Consider the following 23,357-nt stretch of genomic DNA (forward strand, 5'->3'; position numbering starts at 1 on the left):
CCCTTCTGCAATGGTGGTGCGGTGTCAGACCCGGGTCAGTGCGGGGTCATCGCCGCGGCCCCCGCCGTCCCCGCCGATGCCGGACCCATCACCGGCGGCCGCATCAGCACCGGCCAGCTCTGGATCCGAGTAGCCGTGGCTGCGCTCCAGCGAGGCCCCCTCGACATCCACGTTCGGCAGGATCCGGTCCAGCCACTTCGGCAGCCACCAGGCGGCGTCACCGAACAGGTGCATCAGGGCCGGGATCAGCAACAGCCGGACCACGAAGGCATCCACGAGCACGCCGAACGCCAGGCCGAAGCCGATCGGGCGGATCATGGCGGACTCGGAGAACACGAAGCCGCCGAACACGCTGATCATGATGATGGCCGCGGCGATGACCACGGAGCGGCCGGCTTTCAACCCCTGCTGGACCGCCACCCGGGCCGAGGAACCGTGGGCGTAGGCCTCACGCATACCGGTGGAGATGAACAGCTGGTAGTCCATCGCCAGCCCGAACAGCACGCCCACCATGATGGTCGGCAGGAAGGCGAGGATCGGGGCCGGGTGGTGGACCTGGAAGACGGTGGCTAGCCAGCCCCACTGGTAGATGGCCACCACTCCACCCATGGCTGCGAAGGCGGAGAGGATGAACCCGCCGGTGGCGATCAACGGCACCAGCAGTGAGCGGAACACCACGATCATGATGATCAGGGACAGGCCGACGACGACGCCCAGGTACAGCGGCAGGGCCTCGGCGAGCTTCTCGGCCACGTCCACGAAGCCGCTGGTATTGCCGGCCACGGCCAGGTTGGTGGACTCTGACTCTGGCTCCGTGGCACGCAGCGTGTGCACCAGTTCTTCGGTGGAGACCGCGTTCGGGCCTTCCTCGGGGATGACCTGGAACATCGCCATGCCGTTGTCCTCGGACACGGCGGCCGGGACCACGGAGGTCACGTTGTCGATGCCCTGGAGCTGCTGGGCGACGGCCAGCTGCTCGTCCACGATCTCGGTGTCGGTGAGACCTTCCGGCAGGTCCGTGGTCACCACGAGCGGACCGTTGCGGCCTTCGCCGAACGCCGAGCCCAGGGTCTCGTAGGCCTGGTAGCTGGCCGACTCCGGCGGCTCCGAGGCCCCGTCCGGCAGGCCGAGGCGCATGGAGAAGAACGGGATGGCGATGACGACCAACAGCACGATGGAGCCCACGGTGGTGAGAACCGCGCGCACGTTGGACATCGGCCGGGGTGCCCGGGTGGCGGGGGAGGCATGCTCCGCCGCGGCGGTGTGCTTGCCGGAGCTGGTGGCGGCGGCCATCGCAGCATCTGCGGTGGCCTGCTCCTTGGTGGACAGCACCCGGAACCTCGCGAGGCCCAGCAGGGCGGGCATCATGGTGATGGCGATCAGCACGGCCAGGGCGACGCAGACGGCGCCTACGGTGCCCATGAGGCCCAGGAACGGGATGCCCGTGACGTTCAGCGCGGCCAGGGCGATGACCACAGTCAACCCGGCGAACACCACGGCGTTGCCGGAGGTGCCCGTGGCCAGGCCGATGGACTCGTGCAGCGGGAGGCCGTCCTTGAGTTGGCGCCGGTGGCGGTTGATGATGAACAGGGCGTAGTCGATGCCCACGGCCAGGCCGAGCATCAGGCCCAGCACCGGCGTCACGGACAGCATGTCGATCATCCCGGAGAACGCCAGGGTGCCGGCGGCACCGATGGCCACGCCGATCAGCGCGGTGAGGATCGGCAGGCCCGCGGCCACGAGGGTGCCGAGCATGATGAACAGCACGATCCCGGCGATGACCAGGCCGACGACCTCGGCCGGGCCGGCGATCTGGGGGATGGCCTGGGAGAGGTCATTGGCGGGCAGCACCTCGACGCCGGCGATGTCCGCCTCGGTCAGGGCGGAGACCACCTCGTCCTTGATGGCCTGCTCGACCTCCATGGCCGGGAGGGTGAAGGACACGGTCCCGACGGCGGCCGTGCCATCCTCGGAGACGGTCCGGTAGTCCTGGGTGAGGCTCAGCATCTGCTCCCCCTGGGCCAGCTCGGTCTCGCCGTCCGACAGCTCCTGGGCGGACTCATCCAGGGTGGCCTGGTTCGTCTCGATCTCGCCCCGGCCCTCCTCGAGCTGGGCGCGGGCCGCGTCCAACTGCTCCTGCTGGGCATCCAGGGCGGCCTGCTGCTGCTGGAGCTGGGCCATCATCGCGGCCGGGGAGCCGGCCGCCTCCGCCTGGGCGCGCGCCTCGTCGAACTGGGCCTGGCCGGCGTCGAGCTGCTCCTGTCCGGAGTCCAGTTCGGCCTGCGCCGCGTCCAGCTGGGCCGCGGCGGCATCCAGCTGGGCCTGCCCGTCTTCCAGCTGTTGGCGGCCGTCCTCGAGGTCGGTGCGGCCGTCCTCCAGGTCCTGCTGCCCGTCCGCCTTCTGCTGTTCCGTGGTGAAGGGGTCGAGGGTGGAGTCGACCCCCTCGATGTCCCCGACCTCGGACATCAGGTCGGTGATCTGCTGTTTCTGCTCGGCCGTGAACTCGGAGCCGTCCGCCGTGCGGAACACCACGGAACCGGCGCCGTTGGCCGCCTCCGGGAACTCCTCGGTCAGCCGGTCGGTGACCTGGCTGGTGGGGGTGCCCGGGATGGTGATGGAGGAGGTCAGGGTCCCGCCGAAGGCGAGGAAACCGCCCACGGCCAGGGCCAACACCACCAGCCAGCTGCTGATCACGGTCCACGGGCGCTTGGAGGACCCGAAGCCGAGTCGGTAGAGCAGTTCAGCCATGAGGCGTTACTCCTTGAGGAGAGGAATGGTCGGCCAGGAGAGTCGGCGGACGGGTCATGCGGCGGCCTGCCGAGACCCGACACGTCCGGCAATGACTATAGTAGACGGAACGTCTCGTCTCGAAATGCATAATGTGAGATGGACCACGAACGGCAGGCCATAGGCTGGCGGACAGTCCAGCTGGTGGGCGGAACACAGGAGCAGGAGGGCGTCATTGAGCGTCGGGGCGGAGAAGCCGGTGGAGCACCGGGGCCGGCCGCGCAGCGAGAAGTCGCGCGTGGCCGTACTGAAGGCGGCGGCGGACCTGATGGTTGGCTGCGGGTTCCAGGAGCTCACGATCGAGGGGATCGCCGCCGCGGCGGGGGTCGGCAAGCAGACCATCTACCGCTGGTGGGGCTCCAAGGCCGGAGTGGTGGTGGAGGCCCTGGCCGAGGGCTACCTCGAGATGCCCCTCGGGGTGCCCGAGGACACCGGTGACCTGCGCGGCGACCTGGGGGCCTGGCTGGTGGCGCTCAAGTCCGAGATCGAGGCACCGGAGGTCTCCCGTCTCATCCAGACGATCATGTCCGCCCTGACCTCCGCCGGGGAGACCTCCGCCGCCATGCACTCTGCCCTGGTGCAGCCGATCATGGCAGGGCTGGGCGCCCGGTTCCAAGAACACGACCGGGCCCATCCTGGGGGGTTGGCCGCGCCGCCGCAGTTCCTCGCCGAGACGGTGGGGGCGAGCTTGCTGCTGCGCCTGTTGTTCTCCCGGCCCCTGACCACCGAGTGGATCGACCAGCTGTTGGATCTCGTGGTCCCGTCCGGGAGACTTGACTCACCGTAAGCTGGGATGATGCTCTGGCCCACCGCCGAGTTCGGCATCTTCCCCGACTGGTTGACCGTGCTCTTTTGGATCATCGACGTCGGCATCCGCATCCTGCTGCTCGGCATCGTCCCGGGAGGTCGTCGCCCCGCGGTGGCGATGGCGTGGTTGCTCATCATCTTCTTCCTGCCGCTGCCCGGCCTCATCCTGTTCCTGCTGTTGGGCTCCTTCCGGCTCGGGGGCCAGCGCCGGTCTCGCCAGAAGGCGGTCAACGAGGCGCTCGGCCAGGCCACCGCCCACCTGCAGCTGCCCAATGACGCCGGCATGGCCCCGCGGTACGTGGTGGCGGCGGCGCGCTTGACGCGGAACCTGACGAGCTTCCCGATGCTGGACGGCAACGAGTTCGAGTACCTCACCGACTACCGGGCGTCCATGCAGAGGATGGCCGCGGACATCGACCGGGCTCAGGATTACGTCCATCTGATCTTCTACATCCTCGCGGATGACCCGAAGGACCGGCAGGGATACGCCTCCGTGGTGCTCGCGGCCCTGGAGCGCGCCCATGCGCGGGGCGTAACAGTGCGGATCCTCTTCGACCACATCGGCTCCATGCGGGTCAAGGGTTACCGGCAGCTGCGGCGCCGGCTGGATGCGGCCGGGCTCGAATACCACCTGGCGATGCCCGTGCTGCCCTGGCGTGGCAAGTACCAGCGCCCGGACCTGCGCAATCACCGCAAGATCCTCGTCGTGGACGGGCTGGTGGGTTACACCGGCTCACTGAACCTCGTGGAGCCCGGCTACAAGCGGGCTTCGTCCCATGCCATGGGCCGGGAGTGGGTGGACCTGATGAGCCGCATCACCGGCCCCGTGGTCGCCTCGCTCGACGTGGTGTTCGTGACCGACTGGTTCGCCGAGACCGGAGACGAACTCGAAGGCCGGTTCCGCGAACCCGACCTGGCTGAGCTTGAGGTGGACGACGGCAGCATCGCCCAGGTCATCCCCTCCGGGCCCGGCTTCTCCCACGAGAACAACCTGCGTGTGTTCAACCACCTGTTCTACTCCGCCCGGGAACGCCTCGTGGTGGTCTCGCCGTACCTGGTGCCGGACGACTCGATGCTCTACGCCCTGACCACCGCGGCCCAGCGCGGGGTGGAGGTGGAGTTGTTCGTGTGCCGCAAGGCGGACCAGCTCATGGTCCACCACGCCCAGCAGTCCTACTACGACGCCCTGTTGACGGCCGGCGTCCGGATCTTCCGCTATCCGGACCCCAATGTGCTGCACGCCAAGCTGTTCACCGTGGACAATGACGTGGCCGTCTTCGGGTCCTCCAACATGGATATGCGGTCCTTCTCCCTGAACATGGAGGTCTCGGTGCTGACCGTGGGCTCCGAGACGGTGGAGGCGCTGCAGCCGGTGATCGAGGACTACCGGTCCGTCTCCGAGGAGCTGACCCTGGCGGACTGGCGGGGCCGGCCGCGTGCCCGGCGCTGGGTGGACAACGTGTTCCGCCTGACCTCCGCCCTGCAGTGACCACTTTCCGGGCAGAAATGAGTACTTATTTCTGCCCGCAAAGCGGATGGAGCGGACTCGTGGTGTTGCGAAGGAGCGGGTGTCAGGCGTCGGGGAAAGCCGATCCGAGGACCCGGAGGACGCCGTGGGCCTTGGTGCGAACCTCGTCCCACTCCTCTTCCGGAACCGAGTCTGAGGTGATCGCCCCTCCCACGCCGAGGGACAGGTGCGTGCGCCCGGATTTCCCCGAGGCCGACCCCGCCGGCACCGCTGTTCCGGCCGGCACCGCTGTTCCCGCCGGCACCGCGACCAGCGTGCGGATCAGCACGTTCAAGTCGGCCGCCCCGTCGGCGGAGAGGTAGCCGGCCACCCCGGAGTACACCCCGCGTGGCCCCGCCTCCAGGTCCTCGAGGATGTCCATGGTGGAGATCTTCGGAGCGCCGGTCATCGACCCGGGCGGGAAGGCCGCGGCGAGGGCATCGGCCCGCGGCACGCCGGGCTGCAGTTGGGCGGTCACCGTGGAGACCATCTGGTGCACCGTCGGATATGACTCGATCCCGCACACCCGCGTGGTCGCCAGTGTCCCCGGCCGCGCGAACCGCGAGAGGTCGTTGCGGGCCAGGTCCGTGATCATGATGTTCTCGGCTCGGTCCTTGGGGGAGGAGGCCAGCTCCTCGGCCAGCGCGCGGTCCTCGTCCGGCGTGGTCCCGCGCGGGCGCGTCCCCTTGATCGGCTCCGTCACCAACCAGTCTCCCGCCGCCCTCGAGGAGACCGCGAGGAATCGCTCGGGACTGGTGGAGAGGATCTGCACCGGCTGGTTGCCGGCCTGGGACCTGCGGTCCGCCTCGGCCTCCCGCCCGACGCCGGCCCCAGCCACCTGGGCTCGCAGGTACAGGGTGAACGGGGCCCGGTTGGCCTCGGCGAGCCGCCGGTAGGTGGCCCAGCCGTCAAAGGAGTCCACCATGGACTCCAGGGCCGTGGTGAGGCAGACCTCGTAGGTGTTCCCCTCGTGGATCTGATGCTGGGCCGCCCGGATCTTGGCCAGGTACTCCTCACGGGTGTCCCGCACGGTGAAGACCGGGGCGGCCGGTGATGCCGCAGGCTGCCCGTCCATCAGCTCCTCTGCCAGCCCGTCCATCATTCCGCCCACCACCCGGTCCGCCCACTCCGGTCCGCCCGGATCATCGGCGGACCAGAAGAGGGCAGTGGTGCCGGCCACGTGATCCACGCTGGCTCCCCGCTCGGGGCGGAACAGCAGTGCCTCGGGTACGGTCGGCACCGCCTCAATGGCAGAATCGGCCAGCGATGCCGCGCCGTCCGGGGACCCCGCCTCGCGCTTGATGCCGTAGCCGATCCAGCCCATCCAGCCGGCTTGGAACGGACCGTCCGCCGGGCCGGAGCCGCCAGGATCGCCGAGACCGCCCGAATGTCCGGCACCACCCGCACGGCCGGGGGTGCCGGACGCTCCCAGGCCTGCCGGGCCGGCGTCGTGCCCTGCCTCGGGGTGGTCGGCACCGGAGCCGCCGGGCCAGACCGTGGCCAGCCACGGGAAGAACGCCCCGGGGCGCCGCAGGGTGAGGAGGCCGGAGGAGATGGTGGTGACGCCGTCTGTGTGGGTTGCGACGGTCGAGGAGCCTGTGGCCAGGCCGATGAGTGAGTACCGGCTGCGCTCTGGCGAGGGGGTGACGTCCCGGTCCGAGCTCTCCAGCAGCAGGGCGGTCGCCGCCTCCGGTCCGCCCATGGCGGCGAACAGCATCTTCGGCTCGGCGGCGGTGGTCAGGGTACGGCGCTCCCACCGGGTCGGGCCGGGTGCCGGCACGAGGGCGAGCGCGGCCTCCCAGCCGGGCAGGGAGCGCAGACCCTCCACCAGGTCGGCCGCGGCCCGCGGCGTGGATCCGTGGCCATCGAGGGTCAGCCAGGCTGCCTCCGCCACCCCGTCCCCGGCCAGGTAGGCGTCCTCCTGCGCGGCCCACCGTTCCCAGTGTGCGGCGAAGGTCTCGCCGTCACGCCGCAGGGCCCGCCGTTTGCGCTCGCCGTCCTCCATGGCCACCCAGGCCACGGCATCCAGGTGCGGACGGGCGTTCCGGTTCCCGGCACCCACGCCCTCGAGGATCACGACGTCGGCCGGCGGGGTGGCATCCGCGCGTCCCGGTGCATCCATGGTCCAGTCCCACCAGGTCCACCGGGCGGTGCGGCCCCGGGCGAGCGGGGCGACCACGTCGTGGGCGTAGGTTGCCAGGGAGGCGGCGAGGCCGTCCCAACCGGGATAGATGGAGTCCAGGTGGAAGACGGCCACCTCCAGATGGGGCCGCAGCAGCGCTGCCGTCTCCACGGCGAGGGAGGTCTTGCCGGCGCCGGAGCGGCCGTCGATCGCCAGCAGGAGGGGAGCTCGCAGTCGACCTCCCGCGGTGTCTGTGTGGAGTTCGGAACGAGCGGTGGACGTCATGACTGGACGTGGTCGGCCGGAGGGCCGGCCAGGGCATCGAAGGCGTCTAGGGCCTCGGTGGCCGCCGCCAGGACCTCGATGGCGGTCTGCATCTGTTCCGGAGTGAAATCGGACAGGCGGTCGGCTATGGTGCGGGCCATCGGCATGAAGATCTTCCGACCGTCCACGGCGGCGGTGTCCGTGTGGGAGATGCTGACCCGGCGCCGGTCCGTGGTGGACGGGGTGCGCTCGGCATGGCCGTTGGCGACCAGGCGGTCCACGAGGGCCGTGGTGGAGGCCGACGTGAGACTCAACATCCGCCCGAGGTCGGTGGGGCTGGTGTTCAGGCCAGCTGCCTGACGTTGCATGAGGATGGTGAGGGCGCGCAGGTCGGTGCGGTGCAGGCCGCTGCGGTGGCCGGCGGCGTCGGTGGTCCGGTCCGCCACTTCGGCATACCGCCGCAGGGCGTGGATCAACTGGAAGAGCTCCGAAGGCTCCTGTCCGGAGTGCGACATGGGGGCCTCCTTCCGCCGGTGTCTGACGCCCCAGTCTACTGAGCGGCGGCGACCAGGATCTAACACGACATTTGTCTCGGCTTCAGGTATCTCGATTATCGAGTGAATGCGCTAGCGTAGTGCTCATGCCAGAGAATCCCCGACATCGGGCCGAGCCTGAAGCCGCCGACGTCCAGGCCGACCCACGGCAGGGTCCACGGCCAGGCCCACGGTCAGATCACCAGCCTGCGCACCGCGCTGAGAATCGGCCGGAGGACCGTTCGGCCAGGGATAAGAACCGTCCTTGGGGCAAGGTGTGGATCCGGGTGGTGGCCGCCGCCGTCCTGGTTCTGGCCTGGTTGGCCGGCACCGGCCTGGGTGGACCGACCTTCGGCAAGCTCGGGGAGGTCTCCTCCAATGACCAGTCCACGTTCCTGCCGGCCTCAGCCGAATCCACGCAGGCCGGGGAATGGGTCTCCCAGTTCACGGACAGTGAGCAGATCCCCGCACTCGTGGTCCTCGGGCTGCCGGACGGTCAGGCGCTCGCCGAGGGTGCCGAGTCTGCCGGTGAGATGGAGGCGCTGGCGGGATTCGGTGAACAACTCGGCGCCGTGGAGGGCGTGGACCAGGTCATCGGCCCCGTGCCCTCGGAGGATCGGGAGGCTGTGCAGTACATCGCCCTCGTCAACACGGAGTCAGCTGAGTCGGACGCGGTCGTCGAGGACCTCCGGGCCGTGGCCGCCGACTCCCAGGCGGACCTGGCTGGCGCGGGCAACGGGGGTCTGGACGGAGCTGAGGTCCATGTGGCCGGGCCTGCCGGACTTGCTGCCGACCTGGCCGGTGCGTTCGCCGGCATCGACGGGATCCTGCTGGCCGTCGCGCTCAGCGTGGTGTTCGTGATCCTGGTGCTGGTCTACCGTTCCGTGCTGCTGCCGCTGCTGGTGTTGTTCAACTCCGTGGCGGCCCTGTGCGTGGCCATCCTCGCGATCTACTGGATGGCCGCCGAGGGGTGGATCGCCCTGAACGGCCAGTCGCAGGGGATCCTCTCGATCCTCGTGATCGGTGCCGCCACGGACTACTCCCTGCTGATGGTGGCCCGCTACCGAGAGGAACTGCGCGTCCGGACGAAGGTGGCCACGGCCGTGAGGAACGCGTGGAAGGGGTCCTTCGAGCCCATCACCGCTTCGGCGGCCACGGTGGCGATCGCCCTGTTGTGCCTGCTCTTCTCCGACCTCAACTCGAACCGCTCCCTCGGGCCGATTGCGGCCTCGGGCATCGTCCTGGCCTGGGCGGCATCCCTCACCTTCCTGCCGGCGGTGCTCTACCTCGTGGGACGTGCGGCCTTCTGGCCCTCGATTCCCCGGCCGGGTGCCGTGTCCCGCCAGGACGCCCGGTTCCGCCAGCCCGTCGATGCCACCGGCGTGCCGATCCGCGGACTCGAGTCCAACCACGGCGTGTGGACCAGGATCGGCGCCCTGGTGGCACGCCGCCCCCGCGCCGTGTGGATGGTCACCGCCGCGGTGCTGATGGTCGGAGCGGCGGGCATCACCCAGCTCCAGGCCAGCGGCGTCCCGCAGACCGAAGTCCTGTTGGGCGAGAGTGACGGCAAGGCCGGGCAGGTGGTGCTCGAGGACCACTTCGACGCCGGCACCGGCGCCCCGGCCACGATCATCGCCCCCGCGGACCGTGCGGACGAGGTCCTTGAGGACGTCCAGAACGCTGACGGCGTCGCCTCCGCCTACCTCACCGCCGAGGGCGGCGGTCCGGCGGGGCCCGCCGGTGAAACCGCGGGCACTCCAGGGGGTGCTGGCCAGGAAGGCGCCCCGGGGGGTTCTGGCGAGGAAGGCGCCCCGGAGGGTGCCGGGCAGGGCGGCCCGCCGGCTGAGCCGCTCGAGGTTGACGGCCGCGTCTACCTGCAGGCGACCCTCGCGGACCCCGCGGACTCCATGGAGGCCGAGCAGACCGTCGTCGAGCTCCGGGAGAGCCTGCACGCCATGGATCCGGGAATCCTGGTGGGCGGGACGACTGCCACCAACCTGGACACCAACACCACGGCGCAGGCCGATGTGCGGACCATCATCCCGCTCGTGCTGATCGTGGTGCTGGTCATCCTCATGGTGCTGCTGCGCTCCGTCATTGCACCGGTCCTGCTGGTGCTCGCCACCGTGATCAGCTTCGGCACCGCCATCGGCGTCTCGGCGCTCGTGTTCAACCACGTGCTGGGATTCTCGGGGGCCGATCCTACCGTGCCGCTCTACGGCTTCGTGTTCCTCGTGGCGCTCGGAGTGGACTACACGATCTTCCTCATGACCCGGGCCCGGGAGGAGGCGTTCTCCCTCGGCACGCGGGCCGGCGTGCTCAAGGCCCTCACCGTGACCGGTGGCGTCATCACCTCGGCCGGCGTCGTGCTGGCGGCCACCTTCGCAGCGCTCGTGGTCATCCCGTTGATGTTCATGGTGCAACTGGCGTTCATCGTGGCCTTCGGCGTCCTGCTGGACACCTTCCTGGTCCGCTCACTCGTGGTCCCGGCGCTCACGTACGACATCGGACCGAAGGTCTGGTGGCCCTCGAAGCTCGCCCGCGGCGGGCGAGATCGCACACTGGTTTCCTGAGGAGTCGCCGCTGAGGGCGGATCATACAGAAGCATCAGGACGGTCAACACAGCAATCGTGCCGGGCCACAGTGCTAATCACTGTGGCCCGGCACGATTGCTGTGTTGGGAGCCGGTTCAGCTGAGAATCGGCGCCCTTCAGGGTGGCGGGATCAGTCCTGGTGCTTCAGCTCTCCGCCGGTGCTGCTGAGGAACGAGCGGAGGAACCACTGGAACAGTTCTAGCTCGCGGGCCTGGCCGACCAGCAGGTCCTCGGCAATGGGATCGATCTTGCCGACCTCGTCGATGGCGTTGCGGTGGTCGGCGATCACGCCGTCATAGACCTTGTCCAGCGCGGAAATGTGGGCGAGGGTGTCCGCGCGGCCTAGACCGTAGTCGTCCCAGGTGCGTTCACTGGTGATGGCACCGGGGGTGCCCTGGGGGGACAGGCCCATGGTGGCCACGCGCTCGGCGACCTCGTCCACGAACCCGCGCACCACGTCCACCTGGGGATCGAGCATCTCGTGGACGGCGATGAAGTTGGGGCCCACCACGTTCCAATGGGCATGCTTCAGGGTGAGCTGGAGATCGTTGAGGGCATGCAGACGCATCTGAAGGATCTCGGCGACGCGGTGGCCGTCTTCGATCTCGATGCCGGGAACGGTGTACATGGATGAAATCTCGTTGGTCTTCTTCGCCGTCTTGGCCTGAGTGTCCTTCGCTGCCATCGTGACTCCTTTCCGTGCGGCGCAGACTGTCGGAACTGCATGGCGCCGCTGTGTCGATGCCCTTACTCAAACACTCCGGTAACTTGCCCGCAAGGAAACGAAGCCTAGCCTTAGTTATTCTGACCTACTCAAAACAACGAATGGCACCCCCTTGGGGCCCGCGGGCACGCCGAGCTGTGCAACGAAAAAACACGTTGCCCGGCGGGAATGAATGCCGGACGCCCGTGGTTGTCTCCATCGAAGGCAAAGTTGAGTCAAGTTGGCTCAAGGCAGATTGACAGGGACCTCCAGGTCATGAAACCTTGAGTCTTGAACGCTCAGGTGACTGGACGGCGGGGAAACCCGCAGGCCCCGGCCATCAGTCCGGCACCATGCGGCGTCCGGCTCTCGCAGCCCTCGAATCGTCCGTCAAGGAAAGGAACCGCCCATGTCCCGTGCAGTGGGAATCGACCTCGGCACCACCAACTCTGTCGTCTCCGTCCTGGAGGGTGGCGACCCCGTCGTCATCGCCAACGCCGAAGGCTCCCGGACCACCCCGTCCGTCGTCGCCTTCTCGAAGTCCGGCGAAGTCCTCGTCGGTGAGATCGCCAAGCGCCAGGCCGTGAACAACCCTGAGCGCACCCTCGCCTCCGTCAAGCGCCACATGGGCACTGACTGGAGCACCGAGATGGATGGCAAGAAGTACACCGCGCAGGAGATCTCCGCGCGCACCCTGATGAAGCTCAAGCACGACGCCGAGGACTACCTGGGCGAGAAGGTCACCGACGCGGTCATCACCGTGCCGGCCTACTTCAATGACGCTGAGCGTCAGGCCACCAAGGAAGCCGGCGAGATCGCCGGTCTCAAGGTCTCCCGCATCATCAACGAGCCGACGGCGGCCGCCCTGGCCTACGGTTTGGAGAAGGGCAAGGAGGACGAGCTCATCCTGGTCTTCGACCTCGGCGGCGGCACCTTCGATGTCTCCCTGCTCGAGGTGGGCAAGGACGAGGACGACTTCTCCACGATCCAGGTCCGCTCCACGTCCGGTGACAACCGTCTCGGCGGCGACGACTGGGATCAGCGGATCGTCGACTGGCTGCTGAACCAGGCCAAGTCCAAGGGCGCCGACCTGTCGAAGGACAAGATCGCCCTGCAGCGTCTGAAGGAGGCCGCGGAGCAGGCCAAGAAGGAGCTGTCCTCCGCCACCTCCACCAACATCTCGCTGCAGTACCTGTCCGTGACCGCGGACGGCCCGGTGCACCTGGACGAGCACCTGTCCCGCGCCAAGTTCCAGGACCTGACCAAGGACCTGCTCGAGCGCACCCGCAAGCCGTTCGAGGATGTCATCAAGGAAGCCGGCGTGTCCGTCAAGGACATCGACCACGTGGTCCTCGTCGGTGGGTCCACCCGCATGCCGGCCGTGGCTGAGCTCGTCACCGAGATGACCGGCGGCCAGGAGCCGAACAAGGGAGTCAACCCGGACGAGGTCGTGGCCGTGGGCGCTGCCCTGCAGGCCGGTGTGCTCGCCGGTGAGCGCAAGGACGTGCTGCTGATCGACGTCACCCCGCTGTCCCTGGGCATCGAGACCAAGGGCGGTGTGATGACCAAGCTCATCGAGCGCAACACCGCGATCCCGACCAAGCGGTCCGAGACCTTCACGACCGCCGAGGACAACCAGCCCTCCGTGTCCATCCAGGTCTTCCAGGGTGAGCGCGAGTTCACCCGGGACAACAAGCCGCTGGGCACCTTCGAGCTGACCGGGATCGCCCCGGCCCCGCGCGGCATGCCGCAGGTCGAGGTCACCTTCGACATCGACGCCAACGGCATCGTCCACGTCTCCGCGAAGGACAAGGGCACCGGCACCGAGCAGTCCATGACCATCACCGGCGGCACCTCGCTGTCCGATGACGACATCGACCGCATGGTGAAGGACGCCGAGGCCCACGCCGCGGAGGACAAGGAGCGCCGCGAGGCCGCCGACCGCCGAAACCAGGCCGAGCAGACCGCGTACTCCGTGGACAAGCTGCTCACGGACAACGGGGACAAGCTGCCCGAGGACATCAAGACCGAGGTCCAGGCCGACGTCGACGCCCTCAAGGCCGCCCTGGAGAAGCAGGACAATGACGATGAGGTGAAGGCCGCCTACGAGAAGCTGCAGGCGTCCCAGACCAAGATCGGTGAGGCTCTGTACGCCTCCCAGGCCTCAGAAGCCGGCGCTGCCGGGGCCGAGGGTGCTGCCGACTCCGGCGCGGCCGGCGAAGACGAGGACATCGTCGACGCGGAGGTCGTGGACGAGGAGGAGCCGAAGGGCGGCGAGTCCAAGTAAGGCTCTTCCCCGTCGTTGATCCCTAGCTCATACTCGGCCCGTCGTCCGACGGCGGGCCACCGGATCCGGGCCGGTCGGACCTTGTCCCTGCACCGTCAGGACAGGGCCGGCCGGCCCCGGGAGTACCGGAGGAAAGGACCCCAGACCATGCCGAACCACGGTAATGAAGAAGACCGCGAGCGCGAGGAGCCGGTGAGCTTCCAGGACAAGCGCCGGATCGACCCGACGACCGGGAAGGTCCGCGAACCAGCGGACCAGCCCGCCGGTGACGCCGGCGCCTCGGACGCCGCTGAAGACCCAACCACCACTGGCAACGACGCCGGCCCCGCTGCGGCGGACGCGGACGGAGACGCGCTCTCCCAGGCCGAGCAGATCCTCAACAGTGTCACGGATGCCTCTGATGCCTCTGATGAGGGTGTCACCGGCGCCCAGGACCCGGAGCTGGCAAGCGCCACCGCCCGCGAGGAGGAGCTGCGCAATGACCTGTTGCGCGTGCAGGCCGAGTTCGTGAACTACAAGCGCCGCGTTGACCGGGACCGGGACGTGTCCAAGGACAACGCCATCCAGTCGGTTTTGACGGCACTGCTGCCCGTGCTGGACGACCTGGACGCCGCGCGCGCAGCGGGTGATCTCGCCGAGGGCCCCCTCGCGGCGATCGCCACCAAGTTCAGCTCGGTGCTCACCGGCTTCGGGCTGGAGCGGCAGGACCAGGACTCCCTGGTCGGTCAGCCGTTCGACCCGACCCGCCATGAGGCCATGCTGCGCCAGCCGAACCAGGAGATCCCGGAGGAACATGTCGTTCAGGTGTTCCGCAACGGCTACCTCCGCGGTGAGCGCGTCTTGCGCGCCGCCCAGGTGATGGTCTCAGCCGGCGAAGGCTGACGAGGCCTCCGCCAGACAGGAAAGGAGGCACCATGGCCTCACAGGATTGGGTGGACAAGGACTTCTACGCCGTCCTCGGTGTCTCCAAAGACGCCTCGGAAGCGGACATCAAGAAGGCCTACCGGAAGCTGGCCCGTCAGTACCATCCGGACCAGAACCCCGGTGACGGTGCCGCCGAGAAGAAGTTCAAGGAGGTCACGGAGGCCAATTCCGTGCTCTCCGACCCGGAGGAGCGTCAACAATACGACGCGATCCGGGCCATGGGGTCCGGAGCGCGGTTCTCCGCTCCCGGTTCCGGTGCGGGCGGCCCTGCCGGCGGCGGCTTCGAGGACATGTTCGGCGGACTGTTCAACACCGGAGCCGGCCGCGGCCGTTCCGGGCCGACCACCGGGGACATCCCGCCTGAGTTCGCCGATCTGTTCGGTGGATTCGGCGGACGCTCCGGTGGTTTCGGTGGCCGGCCCGGTGGAGGCGGCTTCGGCGGGCCTCCGACCAAGGGTGCGGATCGCACCGCCAGCACGAGCATCTCCTTCGCCGGGGCGATGCGCGGCACCACCATCTCCCTGCGGGCGGCGGACGGGGAGGTCATCGACGTCCGGATACCCGCCGGCATCAAGGACGGACAGAAGGTCCGCTCCCGTGGCAAGGGCTCGCCCGGGGCCGCCGGTGCCGGGGACCTGATCGTCACCGTCAGGGTGAAGGACCACCCGTTCTTCCACCGTGACGGCAATAACCTGCGCGTTCAGGTGCCCATCTCCTTCGACGAGGCCGCCCTCGGCGCCACGATCGAGGTGCCCACGCTGGACGGCACCGTCAGGGTCAAGGTTCCCGCCGGATCATCCTCCGGGCGCGTGCTGCGCGTCAAGGGACGCGGCGTGAAGTCCTCCAAGGGCTCGACGCCGGCCGGAGACCTCCTGGTCGAACTCCAGGTCGAGGTGCCCACTTCCCTGTCCGATGACGCCCGTGCCGCCGTGGAGGCCTTCGCCACCGCGACCGCGGAACACCATCCGAGGGCGGGGCTGGCGGACAAGGCCCGGCTGTGACCACGTTCTGGGAGGAGCCGATCTATGTCATCTCGGTGGCAGCCGAGCTGGCGGACATGCATCCGCAGACCCTGCGCCAGTATGACCGGATCGGACTGGTGGTCCCGCAGCGCCAGGGTGGCCGGCAGCGCCGCTATTCCCGGCAGGACGTGGACCGCCTCCGCACCATCCAGCAGCTCAGCCGGGACGGCGTCTCCCTGGAGGGGATCCGCCGAATCGTGGAGCTGGAGGGAGAGGTCGAGCAGTTGCAGAACACCGTGGCGGAACTCGCCGGGCAGATCCAGGCCTTCCAGGCCTACGCCCGCTACCCCCGCGTGTTCACCGCCGGAGCCACCGGGGACGTGACCAGTACCTTCGACGCCGGCTCGGAGGGTTCGCAGCACGGCTCCCGGGCACGGGATGCGGAGACGGCGGCCACCATCGAGCGCGCCCGCCGGGCTGCCCGGTGGCGCCGTCCAGCCGCGGCCCTGGCTCCCGCTCCCGGCATCTTCGAGATCACGCCGGGCGCCGGCACCGCCTCCGGCGGCTCCGGCGGGAGCCAGCACCACCCCGCCGAGGGATCGGAACGGCGAACCGGCGCGATGCCCACGGTACGGATATGGAAACGCCAGGGCTGAGGCCGGAGCAACCGGTCGAACCTGCTGAGGCTGCCGAATCTGCCGTGGCTGGCGAGTCGGAGCTGCCGGTCGCGCCGGTGGCTCGCCGGGACATCTGGGACGCCGCTGAGCAGGAGGCCACCCGGGCCCGACTCCGGGAGGACATGCGCCGTCGCCAGACCCTGGGCGCACGCCAGAAATCCGCCCTGGACGGCCTGGTGCATGCGTTGAAGCCGGATTCCATGGACCGCTCCTACCCGGAGCGGCAGCTGCTGGCCTATGACCTCGGCACCGCCCTGCGACCGGCCTCCGCCGCCATCGCCGTGGGGGAGCCGGCCACGGCCAGCCATCTGACCTGGCAGGTCTCCGGCATGGGAGTCTTCGTCCACACCGCCATGTGGGGGTCCGTCCGGGAGGCCGGGCAGTTGTGGGCCGCCCAGCGGGAGGCCGGAGCCCCTCGGCCATGCGTGGTGGCCTGGCTCGGCTACCACCCGCCCGGACCCTGGGGTGCCCTGTCCGGCCAGTCCGCCCTGCGCGGAGGAGCCCGGCTGGCCCGCCACCTGGACGGCTGGTTCGACTACCGCGATCGGCTCGCCACGGGCTCCGCGCCCACCGCTGAGACCGGCGCGTCGGTGGGGACCGGCTTGCTCCCTGGAACCGCACCAGGCGCTGAGACCGGACCGGCCGGCGTCGGACCCCATGCCCAGCCGTCCGCGCTTCCGCACACTGCCGTGGAAGCCCATTCCTACGGGAGCGTGGTAGCCGCGCGGGCCCTGCAGATCCTGCAGCGGCGCGAACCGCCGCGCAGCCTGGACGCGCTGGTGGTGTCCGGCGTGGTGGGCCTGCCCCGCGACCTGGCGGGGGATCCCGGGAAGCTGGGGCTGACGGCTGAGAACATCTACCTCGCCCTGGCGGACACCGATTACCTGTCCCGGCTCGGGCGGCTGCTCTCGCGGCGCCAACGCTGGACCCGGTTCACACCGCTGGAGGTCGGGTCGGAAGGCTCGCGTGGTCTCGCCGGAGTGGTCGGACACAACACCTCGCGGCATCGGCCTGGTGCAGGTCCGATTCACCGCGGCTTCGGCTACCGGGACGTGGGAACCAGCTCGCTGTACCGCATCGCCCGTGCGACGGCGGGCTTGCGCCTCGACTGACCCGCGGGCCCTACGCGTGGCACCGGAAGACAAGAACGCCCCGTCCTCCGCCGTTGGTCGGCGGGGGAACGGGGCGTTCTCGCACTGCCTGAACGGCAGGACGGCGGCCTGGAAGGCCGTCAGAGCAGGGCCGGTGTCAGCTCGTGGACGTTCCTCGGCCCGGCTGGCGGTCCTGGGCATCAGGGTCCGCGGCCTGATCCTGGCTGGATGCCTCGTCAACGGAGGCGCCGTCGGTGCTGCTGGCCGTGGCGGCGAAAGGCTCGGTGCCCTCCGGTGTCCAGCCGTCGGCGTAGGTGCCGGTCTCGTAGTCGTAGTCGACCGGCTGCCCCTCCTCGTCGGTGCGCTGGTACCACTCGGTGACCTGATCCGCGGTGGAGTCGAAATCGGCACCGGCACCGCGTCCCTCGGGGGCCTCACGCACGGACAGCTCGAAGTCGTCACCGTGCTCCTCGATGCCACGGCGCACGGCGTTGGAGATGGCCGTCTTGGCGTAGTCGCGGCGGATGGCCTCGGGGTCCGTGGACAGGTCTCGCAGGAAGGCGACCACCATGAGCAGCAGGACGATAGAGAACGGCAGGGCGATGAGGATGGTCAGGTTCTGCAGGCCCGTCAGGACGGTCTCGCCGCCGACCAGGAGCATCACCACCGCGATGCCCATCATGCACAGCCCCCAGAAGACCACCACGAGCTTGTTCGGCTCCGGATTGCCGCGCGAGGACATGGTGCTCATCACCACCGAGGCCGAGTCAGCGGAGGTGACGAAGAAGATGGCCAGCACCGCGATCACGATGAACGGGGTGATCTGGGACAGCGGCAACTGGTCGAACAGGGTGAACAGCAGTGACTCCGCCGTGGCCGAGCCATCGGTGCCCTCCACGCCGTCGCGGTTCATCCAGATGGCGGCACCGCCGAAGATGGTGAAGGCGAAGACCAGGATCGAGGTCGGTGCCCCCATGACCACCAGGACGAATTCCCGCAATGTCCGGCCGCGGGAGATGCGGGCGATGAAGATGCCGACGAACGGGGTCCAGGCGATCCACCAGGCCCAGTAGAACCCCGTCCAATAGGACTGGAACTCCACCGTGTCCGCCCCCCAGGACAGTGACTTGCCCATCATGGAGAACATCTCGTCCGCGTACTCCATGACGCCCGAGGGCAGCAGGTTCAGCAGGAACAGGGTGGGACCGGTGATGAATACGAACAGGACCAGGCCCAGCGTCATCAGGATGTTGATGTTGGACAGGTAGCGGATGCCGCGGGCCACTCCGGAGACGGCGCTGATGACGAAAGCGGCGGTGAGCACCGCCAGGATGATGATGAGTCCGTTGTTCCCCAGAGGCCCGGCTCCGGAGATGATCTCCACGCCCTGGCCGATCTGGATGGCGGCCAGCCCGAGGGTGGCAGCGGTGCCGAAGAGGGTGGCGATGATCGCGAAGATGTCCACGACCTTGCCCGCCAGCCCGTCGGTCTGCCGGGCCCCGAAGAGGGTGCGGAACACCGAGCTGATCAGTGGGACACGGCCACGGCGGTAGGAGGCGTAGGCAATGGCGCCGCCGACCAAGGCGTACATGGCCCAGGCATGCAGGCCCCAGTGGAAGTGGGACTGGGCCAGGGCCTGGTGCAGGGCGGAGTCCGTGCCGGCGGCCACGGTGTCCGGCGGCGGGGAGAGGTAGTGGGAGAGGGGCTCGGAGGGTCCGAAGAAGAAGATCCCGACTCCGATTCCTACACCGAACATCATGGCCACCCACGAGAAGCGCGAGAACTCCGGCTCCTCGTCATCACGGCCCAGGCGGATCTTGCCGAAACGGCTGAAGCCGATGAACAGCATGGCCCCGAGGGCCACGATCGCGGTGATGTTCAGCAGCCAGCCGGCGTTGGTCATGGACCAGCCGAAGGCCGAGGCGGATACCTCGGATACGGACTCCGGAGCCATGACGCCCCACGCCACGAACGCCACGATCAGGGCACCCGTGACGCCGAAGACGAGCTTGTCCAGGCCGAAGCGGTTGCGCTGCTCGTCCACACCGATCCCTGGCACCAGGCCAGGGTGGATGTCGTGCGGGTACATCCCGACTGCACCGGAATTCTCCGGGGGGCTCTTCGGCAGACCGGGTGTGGCAGGAGAGGGCGTGGTGTCGGGCACCGGGGTCCCTTCGGTTGTGACCCGCCCAGGGTAACGCGCAGACCGGACCTGCCGGGCGCTTCGATGGCGCCCTGGGGGAGGCCGGTGGACGATTCGGCCTCCCAGTATCCCTGTCCGATGGCGTTGGCGCAAAGACGGGGGCACCGGAGCGGTGCCTTGGAGCGACCTGCCAGGGGCCCTACTCCAGTGCGGGCAGGCGGCTAGAGCCGGACGTACGTGAGATCGAACACGAGCCGCCCCGCGCGCAGTGCCTTGTTCTCGAAACTGGTCAGCGGGCGGCCCTCGAACCGAGGCGCCCAGCCACCCTCGTGGTCCACGGGGTCCTCCAGGCCGGCACCGGAACTCGCCTCGCTGACCCCGGCACGAGCCGAGCCGGTGCGGGGTGCGATCGGCTGTGCTCCGACCTCCAGTTCCCTGCCCTCCAGCCGGACCCGGGTCAGCGGAGAGTCCTCTCCGGTGGCGCGGCCCGGATGGGCGTTGGCCAGCTGAGGATGGGCTTCCATGGCCGAGCGCATGTGCACGGCGTAGCTGGACCAGTCCGTGGCCAGCCGCAGCACGCCACCCGGGGCCAGGGCCCGGGCCACGCGGTCGGCGAAGGCCGGACTGACGAGGCGGCGCTTGTGGTGGCGGGTCTTGTGCCACGGATCCGGGAAGAACACCCAGATCTCCTGCACCCCACCGGCGGGGAGCAGGCGGTCCAGGACCTCGGGGGCGTTGGCCTGGACGCCGCGGACGTTCTCCAGTCCCTCGTCCTCGACCCGCACGAGTAGGGCGGCGAGGCCGGGGGTGTAGACCTCCACGGAGATGAAGTCCCACTCCGGGTGGTCGATCGCCCCTTGGGCCGTGGATTCCCCGAGGCCGGAGCCGATGTCCACGACGAGCGGGGCCGTTCGGCCGAAGACCTGGCCCCAGTCGATGTCCGTACCCTCGGCCACGGACGTGGTGGCGCGGTCTCGGGGCACGTCCACGATGTACTTGCCGTGGGAACGATCCCACGTCTTCTGGCGGCGGGGGTTCAACCGCTCGCCGCGGCGTACGAAGGACACCGGCTCGGTGCGGTAGAGCTCCGGGTCAGGGCGGTTGTTGTGCCCGTGGGCGTGCTGCGCGGGGGCGGGATGTTCGCTGGACATGAGGACTTCTAGGATACGGGAGATCAGTTGGGGGGGATCACCCCTCCGAGGGGATGATCTCCTCCACGGCGGTCAAGAAGTCCCGCACCACCGGCCCGTTGTCATGGCCGCCGCCGAGACCCTCGTTGAAGAACAGGGCCACCGCCAGGTCACCGTGGACCGCCACCAGCCAGGTGTGCGCCAGGTCATCGCCATCGGCGACGAACTGCGCCGTGCCGGTCTTGGCCAGCACGGGGGCACCGGGGACCTCCTGCAGCATCTCGGCGGTGCCCGTCTCGACCACCCCGGCCATCAGCGCCTGCAGCAGCTCGGCCTCCTCGCCCGTGATCCCGGATTCCGGCGCGGCGGGGGCCTCCACGGCCGGATCGGTCACGAAGAGGGGTCGGACCGTCTGCCCGGCGGCCACCGAGGCGGCCACAGTGGCCATGCCCAGCGGGGACGCCTCCACGACGCCCTGGCCGAAGAGGTTGGCGGCGTGCTCGGTTCCGGTGGAGTCGTCCGGGACGGAGCCGAGGAAGGCGGAATCGAGACCGGTCACCGGCTCGGCGGCCAGCCCCAATGCCTCGGCGGCCTCAGCCTCGTCAGCGGCGCTGATGTCCTCGTGGGCGCCCACGAAGACGGTGTTGCAGGACTCGGCGAAGGCCTCGGAGAACGGGATCTCGCCCACGGACTCATCCGGGTAGCCGTCATAGTTGCCCACCACCATGCCGCCCACGTTGAGGGTCTCCGGGCACTGCACCGTGTCCCCGGGGGCGATCCCGGATCGCAGCATGGCCAGGGCGGTGACGACCTTGAACGTGGAGCCCGGTGCGTAGGACCCGGACGCGGCCACGGGCCACCCCTCAGGACTGGAGGCCGCGGCGAGCACCTGCCCGTCCGAAGGCCGCAGGGCCACCAGGCCGGACGGCACGTCCGAGGCGGCGACGACGGCCTCGGCCTCCTCCTGCACGCGCCGGTTCAGCGTGGACGCCAGGTCTTGGCCGGGGACCGGGTCGGTGCTGAAGACCGGCCCGTCCGGCGACGTGGGCGTGGCATCTGTGCTGGAACTGGTGGCACTGGGGGAGCCGGAGGCGTTCGTCTCGGCCTCACCGGTGTCCGGCTGGTCCGGGTTGTCGATGGTGATCTGCACCCCGGGGGTGCCGGCCAAGTGGTCCTCCCACGTGGCCTGCAGGCCGGACAGGCCGACCTCGACCCCGGCCTCCAGCTCGCCCTCGGAGGCCTCGATCTGCTCGGTGTTGGGTTCGCCGTAGGTGCCCAGCACGTCCCGCGCGAAGGCGCGGGTGGGAGCCAGGACGGCGGTGTCCTCGAGGACCCGCCCGCCCGGGATGGCCAGCAACTGGTCCGTCGGGATCTCGGTGTCCCCGTTGTTGCGCACGGTGATGGCCTGCACGAAGGCCCTCTCTCCGGCGGCCTCGGCCTGGGCCACGAAGGCGTCCTCGTCCACCCCGGCGACCTCGGCGACCTGACGGGCGGCAGCGGTCAGGACCTCGGGATCATCCGCCTCGAGTTGAGACTTGTCCAGCCCGAGGATGGCCACATCCCGTTCCATCATCAGTTCCTCGCCCGCGCCGTCGAGGATGCTGCCACGCTCGGCGGGGACAGTGGTGAGGTTGACGGTGCCGCCCGCGGCCAATTGCGGCACGACCGTCTCCGGGGCCAACTCCACGAGCCATTCCTGGGCTTCCTCGTCCCACTGCATCTCGGCGGTGGTCTCATAGGACCAGGTCCGTTCGGAGCCGGCGTCAGCACCGGACTCGGTTTCTCCGCTGGCCTGGTCGCTGGCGCTGGCCTGATCGCTTGCGCCGGCCACGTCACCGGCGGCGGGGCTCTCGCCTGCGCTGGCCTCGGCGTTCGCATCAGCTGCCGCAGCTTCATTGCCCGCGAGCTGCCAGTCGACGGTCAGGGTAGCGGTGGCACGGTCGTTGTCCTCGCCGTCCACCTCAGCCGAGGCCACGGAGACCGTGCGGTCCAGGTCCTCCAGGTCCGCAAGGGCCTCAGTGAGCTGCTCGGGGACGCCCTGGGACTCCGGTGTCAGGGACACGGTGGAGTAGTCGCCCGAGGAGATCGCACCGGCCAAGGCCGTGGCGGTCTCCTGCGGTGCGGGTCGGGAGTCGCCGAAACAGCCGGTGGCGGTCAGCACCAGGGCGGCCGAGAGGCCGAGCACTGCTGCCGGACGGCCCAAGCGGGCGGACTGGCTGGACGGCTGGAGAGGACGGGAGCGGCCCGCTGACTGGTGGTTCTGCATGAAATCTCCTGACAAGGCTCCCGCCAGAGTAGCCGCTGACCCGGGCCTGCTGGGAGCATGGTCCCATGAACCGCCCCCTGAACCTCATCCTCAACATCATCTGGCTGGTCTTCGGCGGCCTGTGGCTGGCCGTGGGCTACTTCCTGGCCGGACTCATCTGCTGTCTCCTCATCGTCACCATCCCTTTCGGCATCGCCTCGTTCCGGATCGCGGGGTACGCCCTGTGGCCCTTCGGCCGCGTGGTGGTGGACACCCAGCCGGGCATGGGCGTCTTCACCGGACTGGGAAACATCATCTGGTTCATCGTGGCCGGCGTCTGGATCGCCATCGGCCACGTGCTGACCGCCATCCCCATGTTCATCTCGATCATCGGCATTCCGTTGGGCATCGCCAACCTGCGCATGATCCCGGTCTCACTCCTGCCCCTGGGCAAGAAGATCATGGACTCCGGTGAGGCGCGCTCGCTGCCGCAGTACCTTCCGGCCGCCCAGGCCGGCTACCGGTAATCCGCCGGACCATCCCGGGACACGACGCCGGCCCGTCCCCTTCCCCGGAAGGGG

At 69.3% G+C, this 23,357-nt stretch carries 15 protein-coding genes and 1 pseudogene; 9 read left to right on the plus strand and 7 right to left on the minus strand.

Annotated features, from left to right (window positions below; all coding sequences use genetic code 11):
• Positions 1-24 precede the first annotated feature (24 nt).
• Positions 25-2,748, minus strand: coding sequence for an MMPL family transporter (locus ABD134_RS11365; protein ID WP_344229543.1), 2,724 nt, complete (start codon positions 2,746-2,748; stop codon positions 25-27).
• Between the two features lie 214 nt (positions 2,749-2,962).
• Between ABD134_RS11365 and ABD134_RS11370 the strand changes: the two genes are divergently transcribed.
• Together ABD134_RS11370 and cls are read left to right on the plus strand one after the other, a co-directional pair.
• Complete coding sequence (locus ABD134_RS11370; RefSeq protein WP_344229545.1) at positions 2,963-3,574, plus strand: TetR/AcrR family transcriptional regulator; 612 nt, start codon at positions 2,963-2,965, stop codon at positions 3,572-3,574.
• A 9-nt stretch (positions 3,575-3,583) separates the two neighbouring features.
• Positions 3,584-5,083 (plus strand): cardiolipin synthase, encoded by a 1,500-nt coding sequence (cls, locus tag ABD134_RS11375; protein ID WP_344230865.1) that lies wholly within the window; start codon positions 3,584-3,586, stop codon positions 5,081-5,083.
• Between the two features lie 82 nt (positions 5,084-5,165).
• Here the strand turns inward: cls and ABD134_RS11380 are convergent, their stop codons facing one another.
• The gene (locus tag ABD134_RS11380; RefSeq protein ID WP_344229547.1) at positions 5,166-7,508 is read right to left on the minus strand and encodes a chorismate-binding protein; all 2,343 of its coding nucleotides are present in this window, start codon (positions 7,506-7,508) and stop codon (positions 5,166-5,168) included.
• Positions 7,505-8,002: a MarR family winged helix-turn-helix transcriptional regulator gene (locus ABD134_RS11385; protein ID WP_344229549.1), complete on the minus strand. Its 498-nt coding sequence runs from the start codon at positions 8,000-8,002 to the stop codon at positions 7,505-7,507. The genes ABD134_RS11380 and ABD134_RS11385 overlap by 4 nt, the downstream gene beginning before the upstream one ends.
• 305 nt (positions 8,003-8,307) lie before the next feature.
• Between ABD134_RS11385 and ABD134_RS11390 the strand changes: the two genes are divergently transcribed.
• On the plus strand, positions 8,308-10,593 hold the full coding sequence (locus ABD134_RS11390) for an MMPL family transporter (protein ID WP_344230866.1): 2,286 nt from the start codon (positions 8,308-8,310) through the stop codon (positions 10,591-10,593).
• A gap of 151 nt (positions 10,594-10,744) precedes the next feature.
• Here the strand turns inward: ABD134_RS11390 and ABD134_RS11395 are convergent, their stop codons facing one another.
• Complete coding sequence (locus tag ABD134_RS11395) at positions 10,745-11,299, minus strand: Dps family protein (protein ID WP_344229551.1); 555 nt, start codon at positions 11,297-11,299, stop codon at positions 10,745-10,747.
• Between the two features lie 427 nt (positions 11,300-11,726).
• On the opposite strand from ABD134_RS11395, the gene dnaK reads away from it, so the two are divergent.
• The 5 genes and pseudogenes from dnaK (at position 11,727) to ABD134_RS11420 (ending at position 17,279) form a co-directional block, all read left to right on the plus strand.
• The gene (gene dnaK / locus ABD134_RS11400; RefSeq protein WP_344229553.1) at positions 11,727-13,604 is read left to right on the plus strand and encodes a molecular chaperone DnaK; all 1,878 of its coding nucleotides are present in this window, start codon (positions 11,727-11,729) and stop codon (positions 13,602-13,604) included.
• A gap of 147 nt (positions 13,605-13,751) precedes the next feature.
• The gene (locus tag ABD134_RS11405; RefSeq protein ID WP_344229555.1) at positions 13,752-14,486 is read left to right on the plus strand and encodes a nucleotide exchange factor GrpE; all 735 of its coding nucleotides are present in this window, start codon (positions 13,752-13,754) and stop codon (positions 14,484-14,486) included.
• Between the two features lie 32 nt (positions 14,487-14,518).
• Positions 14,519-15,529: a DnaJ C-terminal domain-containing protein gene (locus tag ABD134_RS11410; protein ID WP_344229557.1), complete on the plus strand. Its 1,011-nt coding sequence runs from the start codon at positions 14,519-14,521 to the stop codon at positions 15,527-15,529.
• A 56-nt stretch (positions 15,530-15,585) separates the two neighbouring features.
• Positions 15,586-15,969, plus strand: a pseudogene (locus tag ABD134_RS11415) (heat shock protein transcriptional repressor HspR); the annotation flags it as partial.
• Positions 15,970-16,190: 221 nt separating this feature from the next.
• Positions 16,191-17,279, plus strand: coding sequence for an alpha/beta hydrolase (locus tag ABD134_RS11420; protein WP_344229559.1), 1,089 nt, complete (start codon positions 16,191-16,193; stop codon positions 17,277-17,279).
• A 136-nt stretch (positions 17,280-17,415) separates the two neighbouring features.
• Here ABD134_RS11420 and ABD134_RS11425 read toward each other — a convergent pair whose 3' ends face one another.
• From ABD134_RS11425 to ABD134_RS11435, 3 genes are all read right to left on the minus strand, one after another.
• Positions 17,416-19,422 carry a BCCT family transporter gene (locus ABD134_RS11425; protein WP_344229561.1) on the minus strand — a complete coding sequence of 669 codons (2,007 nt, stop codon included), beginning with the start codon at positions 19,420-19,422 and terminating at the stop codon, positions 17,416-17,418.
• A gap of 200 nt (positions 19,423-19,622) precedes the next feature.
• On the minus strand, positions 19,623-20,552 hold the full coding sequence (gene trmB / locus ABD134_RS11430) for a tRNA (guanosine(46)-N7)-methyltransferase TrmB (RefSeq protein WP_344229563.1): 930 nt from the start codon (positions 20,550-20,552) through the stop codon (positions 19,623-19,625).
• 37 nt (positions 20,553-20,589) lie between these two features.
• Positions 20,590-22,797, minus strand: coding sequence for a penicillin-binding transpeptidase domain-containing protein (locus tag ABD134_RS11435; protein WP_344229565.1), 2,208 nt, complete (start codon positions 22,795-22,797; stop codon positions 20,590-20,592).
• Positions 22,798-22,862: 65 nt separating this feature from the next.
• Here ABD134_RS11435 and ABD134_RS11440 point away from each other — a divergent pair, with 65 nt between their 5' ends.
• Positions 22,863-23,303 (plus strand): YccF domain-containing protein, encoded by a 441-nt coding sequence (locus ABD134_RS11440; protein WP_344229567.1) that lies wholly within the window; start codon positions 22,863-22,865, stop codon positions 23,301-23,303.
• The last annotated feature ends 54 nt before the right edge of the window (positions 23,304-23,357 follow it).

Origin of the sequence: Citricoccus alkalitolerans, from assembly GCF_039528175.1 — a bacterium.
GTDB lineage: Bacteria > Actinomycetota > Actinomycetes > Actinomycetales > Micrococcaceae > Citricoccus > Citricoccus alkalitolerans.

Coding starts and splice junctions, on each gene's coding strand:
- ABD134_RS11440 (WP_344229567.1), top strand. CDS start 22,863: ATGAACCGCCCCCTGAACCTCATCCTCAACATCATCTGGCTGGTCTTC.
- trmB (WP_344229563.1), bottom strand. CDS start 20,552: ATGTCCAGCGAACATCCCGCCCCCGCGCAGCACGCCCACGGGCACAAC.
- ABD134_RS11405 (WP_344229555.1), top strand. CDS start 13,752: ATGCCGAACCACGGTAATGAAGAAGACCGCGAGCGCGAGGAGCCGGTG.
- dnaK (WP_344229553.1), top strand. CDS start 11,727: ATGTCCCGTGCAGTGGGAATCGACCTCGGCACCACCAACTCTGTCGTC.
- ABD134_RS11380 (WP_344229547.1), bottom strand. CDS start 7,508: ATGACGTCCACCGCTCGTTCCGAACTCCACACAGACACCGCGGGAGGT.
- ABD134_RS11410 (WP_344229557.1), top strand. CDS start 14,519: ATGGCCTCACAGGATTGGGTGGACAAGGACTTCTACGCCGTCCTCGGT.
- ABD134_RS11395 (WP_344229551.1), bottom strand. CDS start 11,299: ATGGCAGCGAAGGACACTCAGGCCAAGACGGCGAAGAAGACCAACGAG.
- ABD134_RS11385 (WP_344229549.1), bottom strand. CDS start 8,002: ATGTCGCACTCCGGACAGGAGCCTTCGGAGCTCTTCCAGTTGATCCAC.
- ABD134_RS11435 (WP_344229565.1), bottom strand. CDS start 22,797: ATGCAGAACCACCAGTCAGCGGGCCGCTCCCGTCCTCTCCAGCCGTCC.
- cls (WP_344230865.1), top strand. CDS start 3,584: ATGCTCTGGCCCACCGCCGAGTTCGGCATCTTCCCCGACTGGTTGACC.
- ABD134_RS11365 (WP_344229543.1), bottom strand. CDS start 2,748: ATGGCTGAACTGCTCTACCGACTCGGCTTCGGGTCCTCCAAGCGCCCG.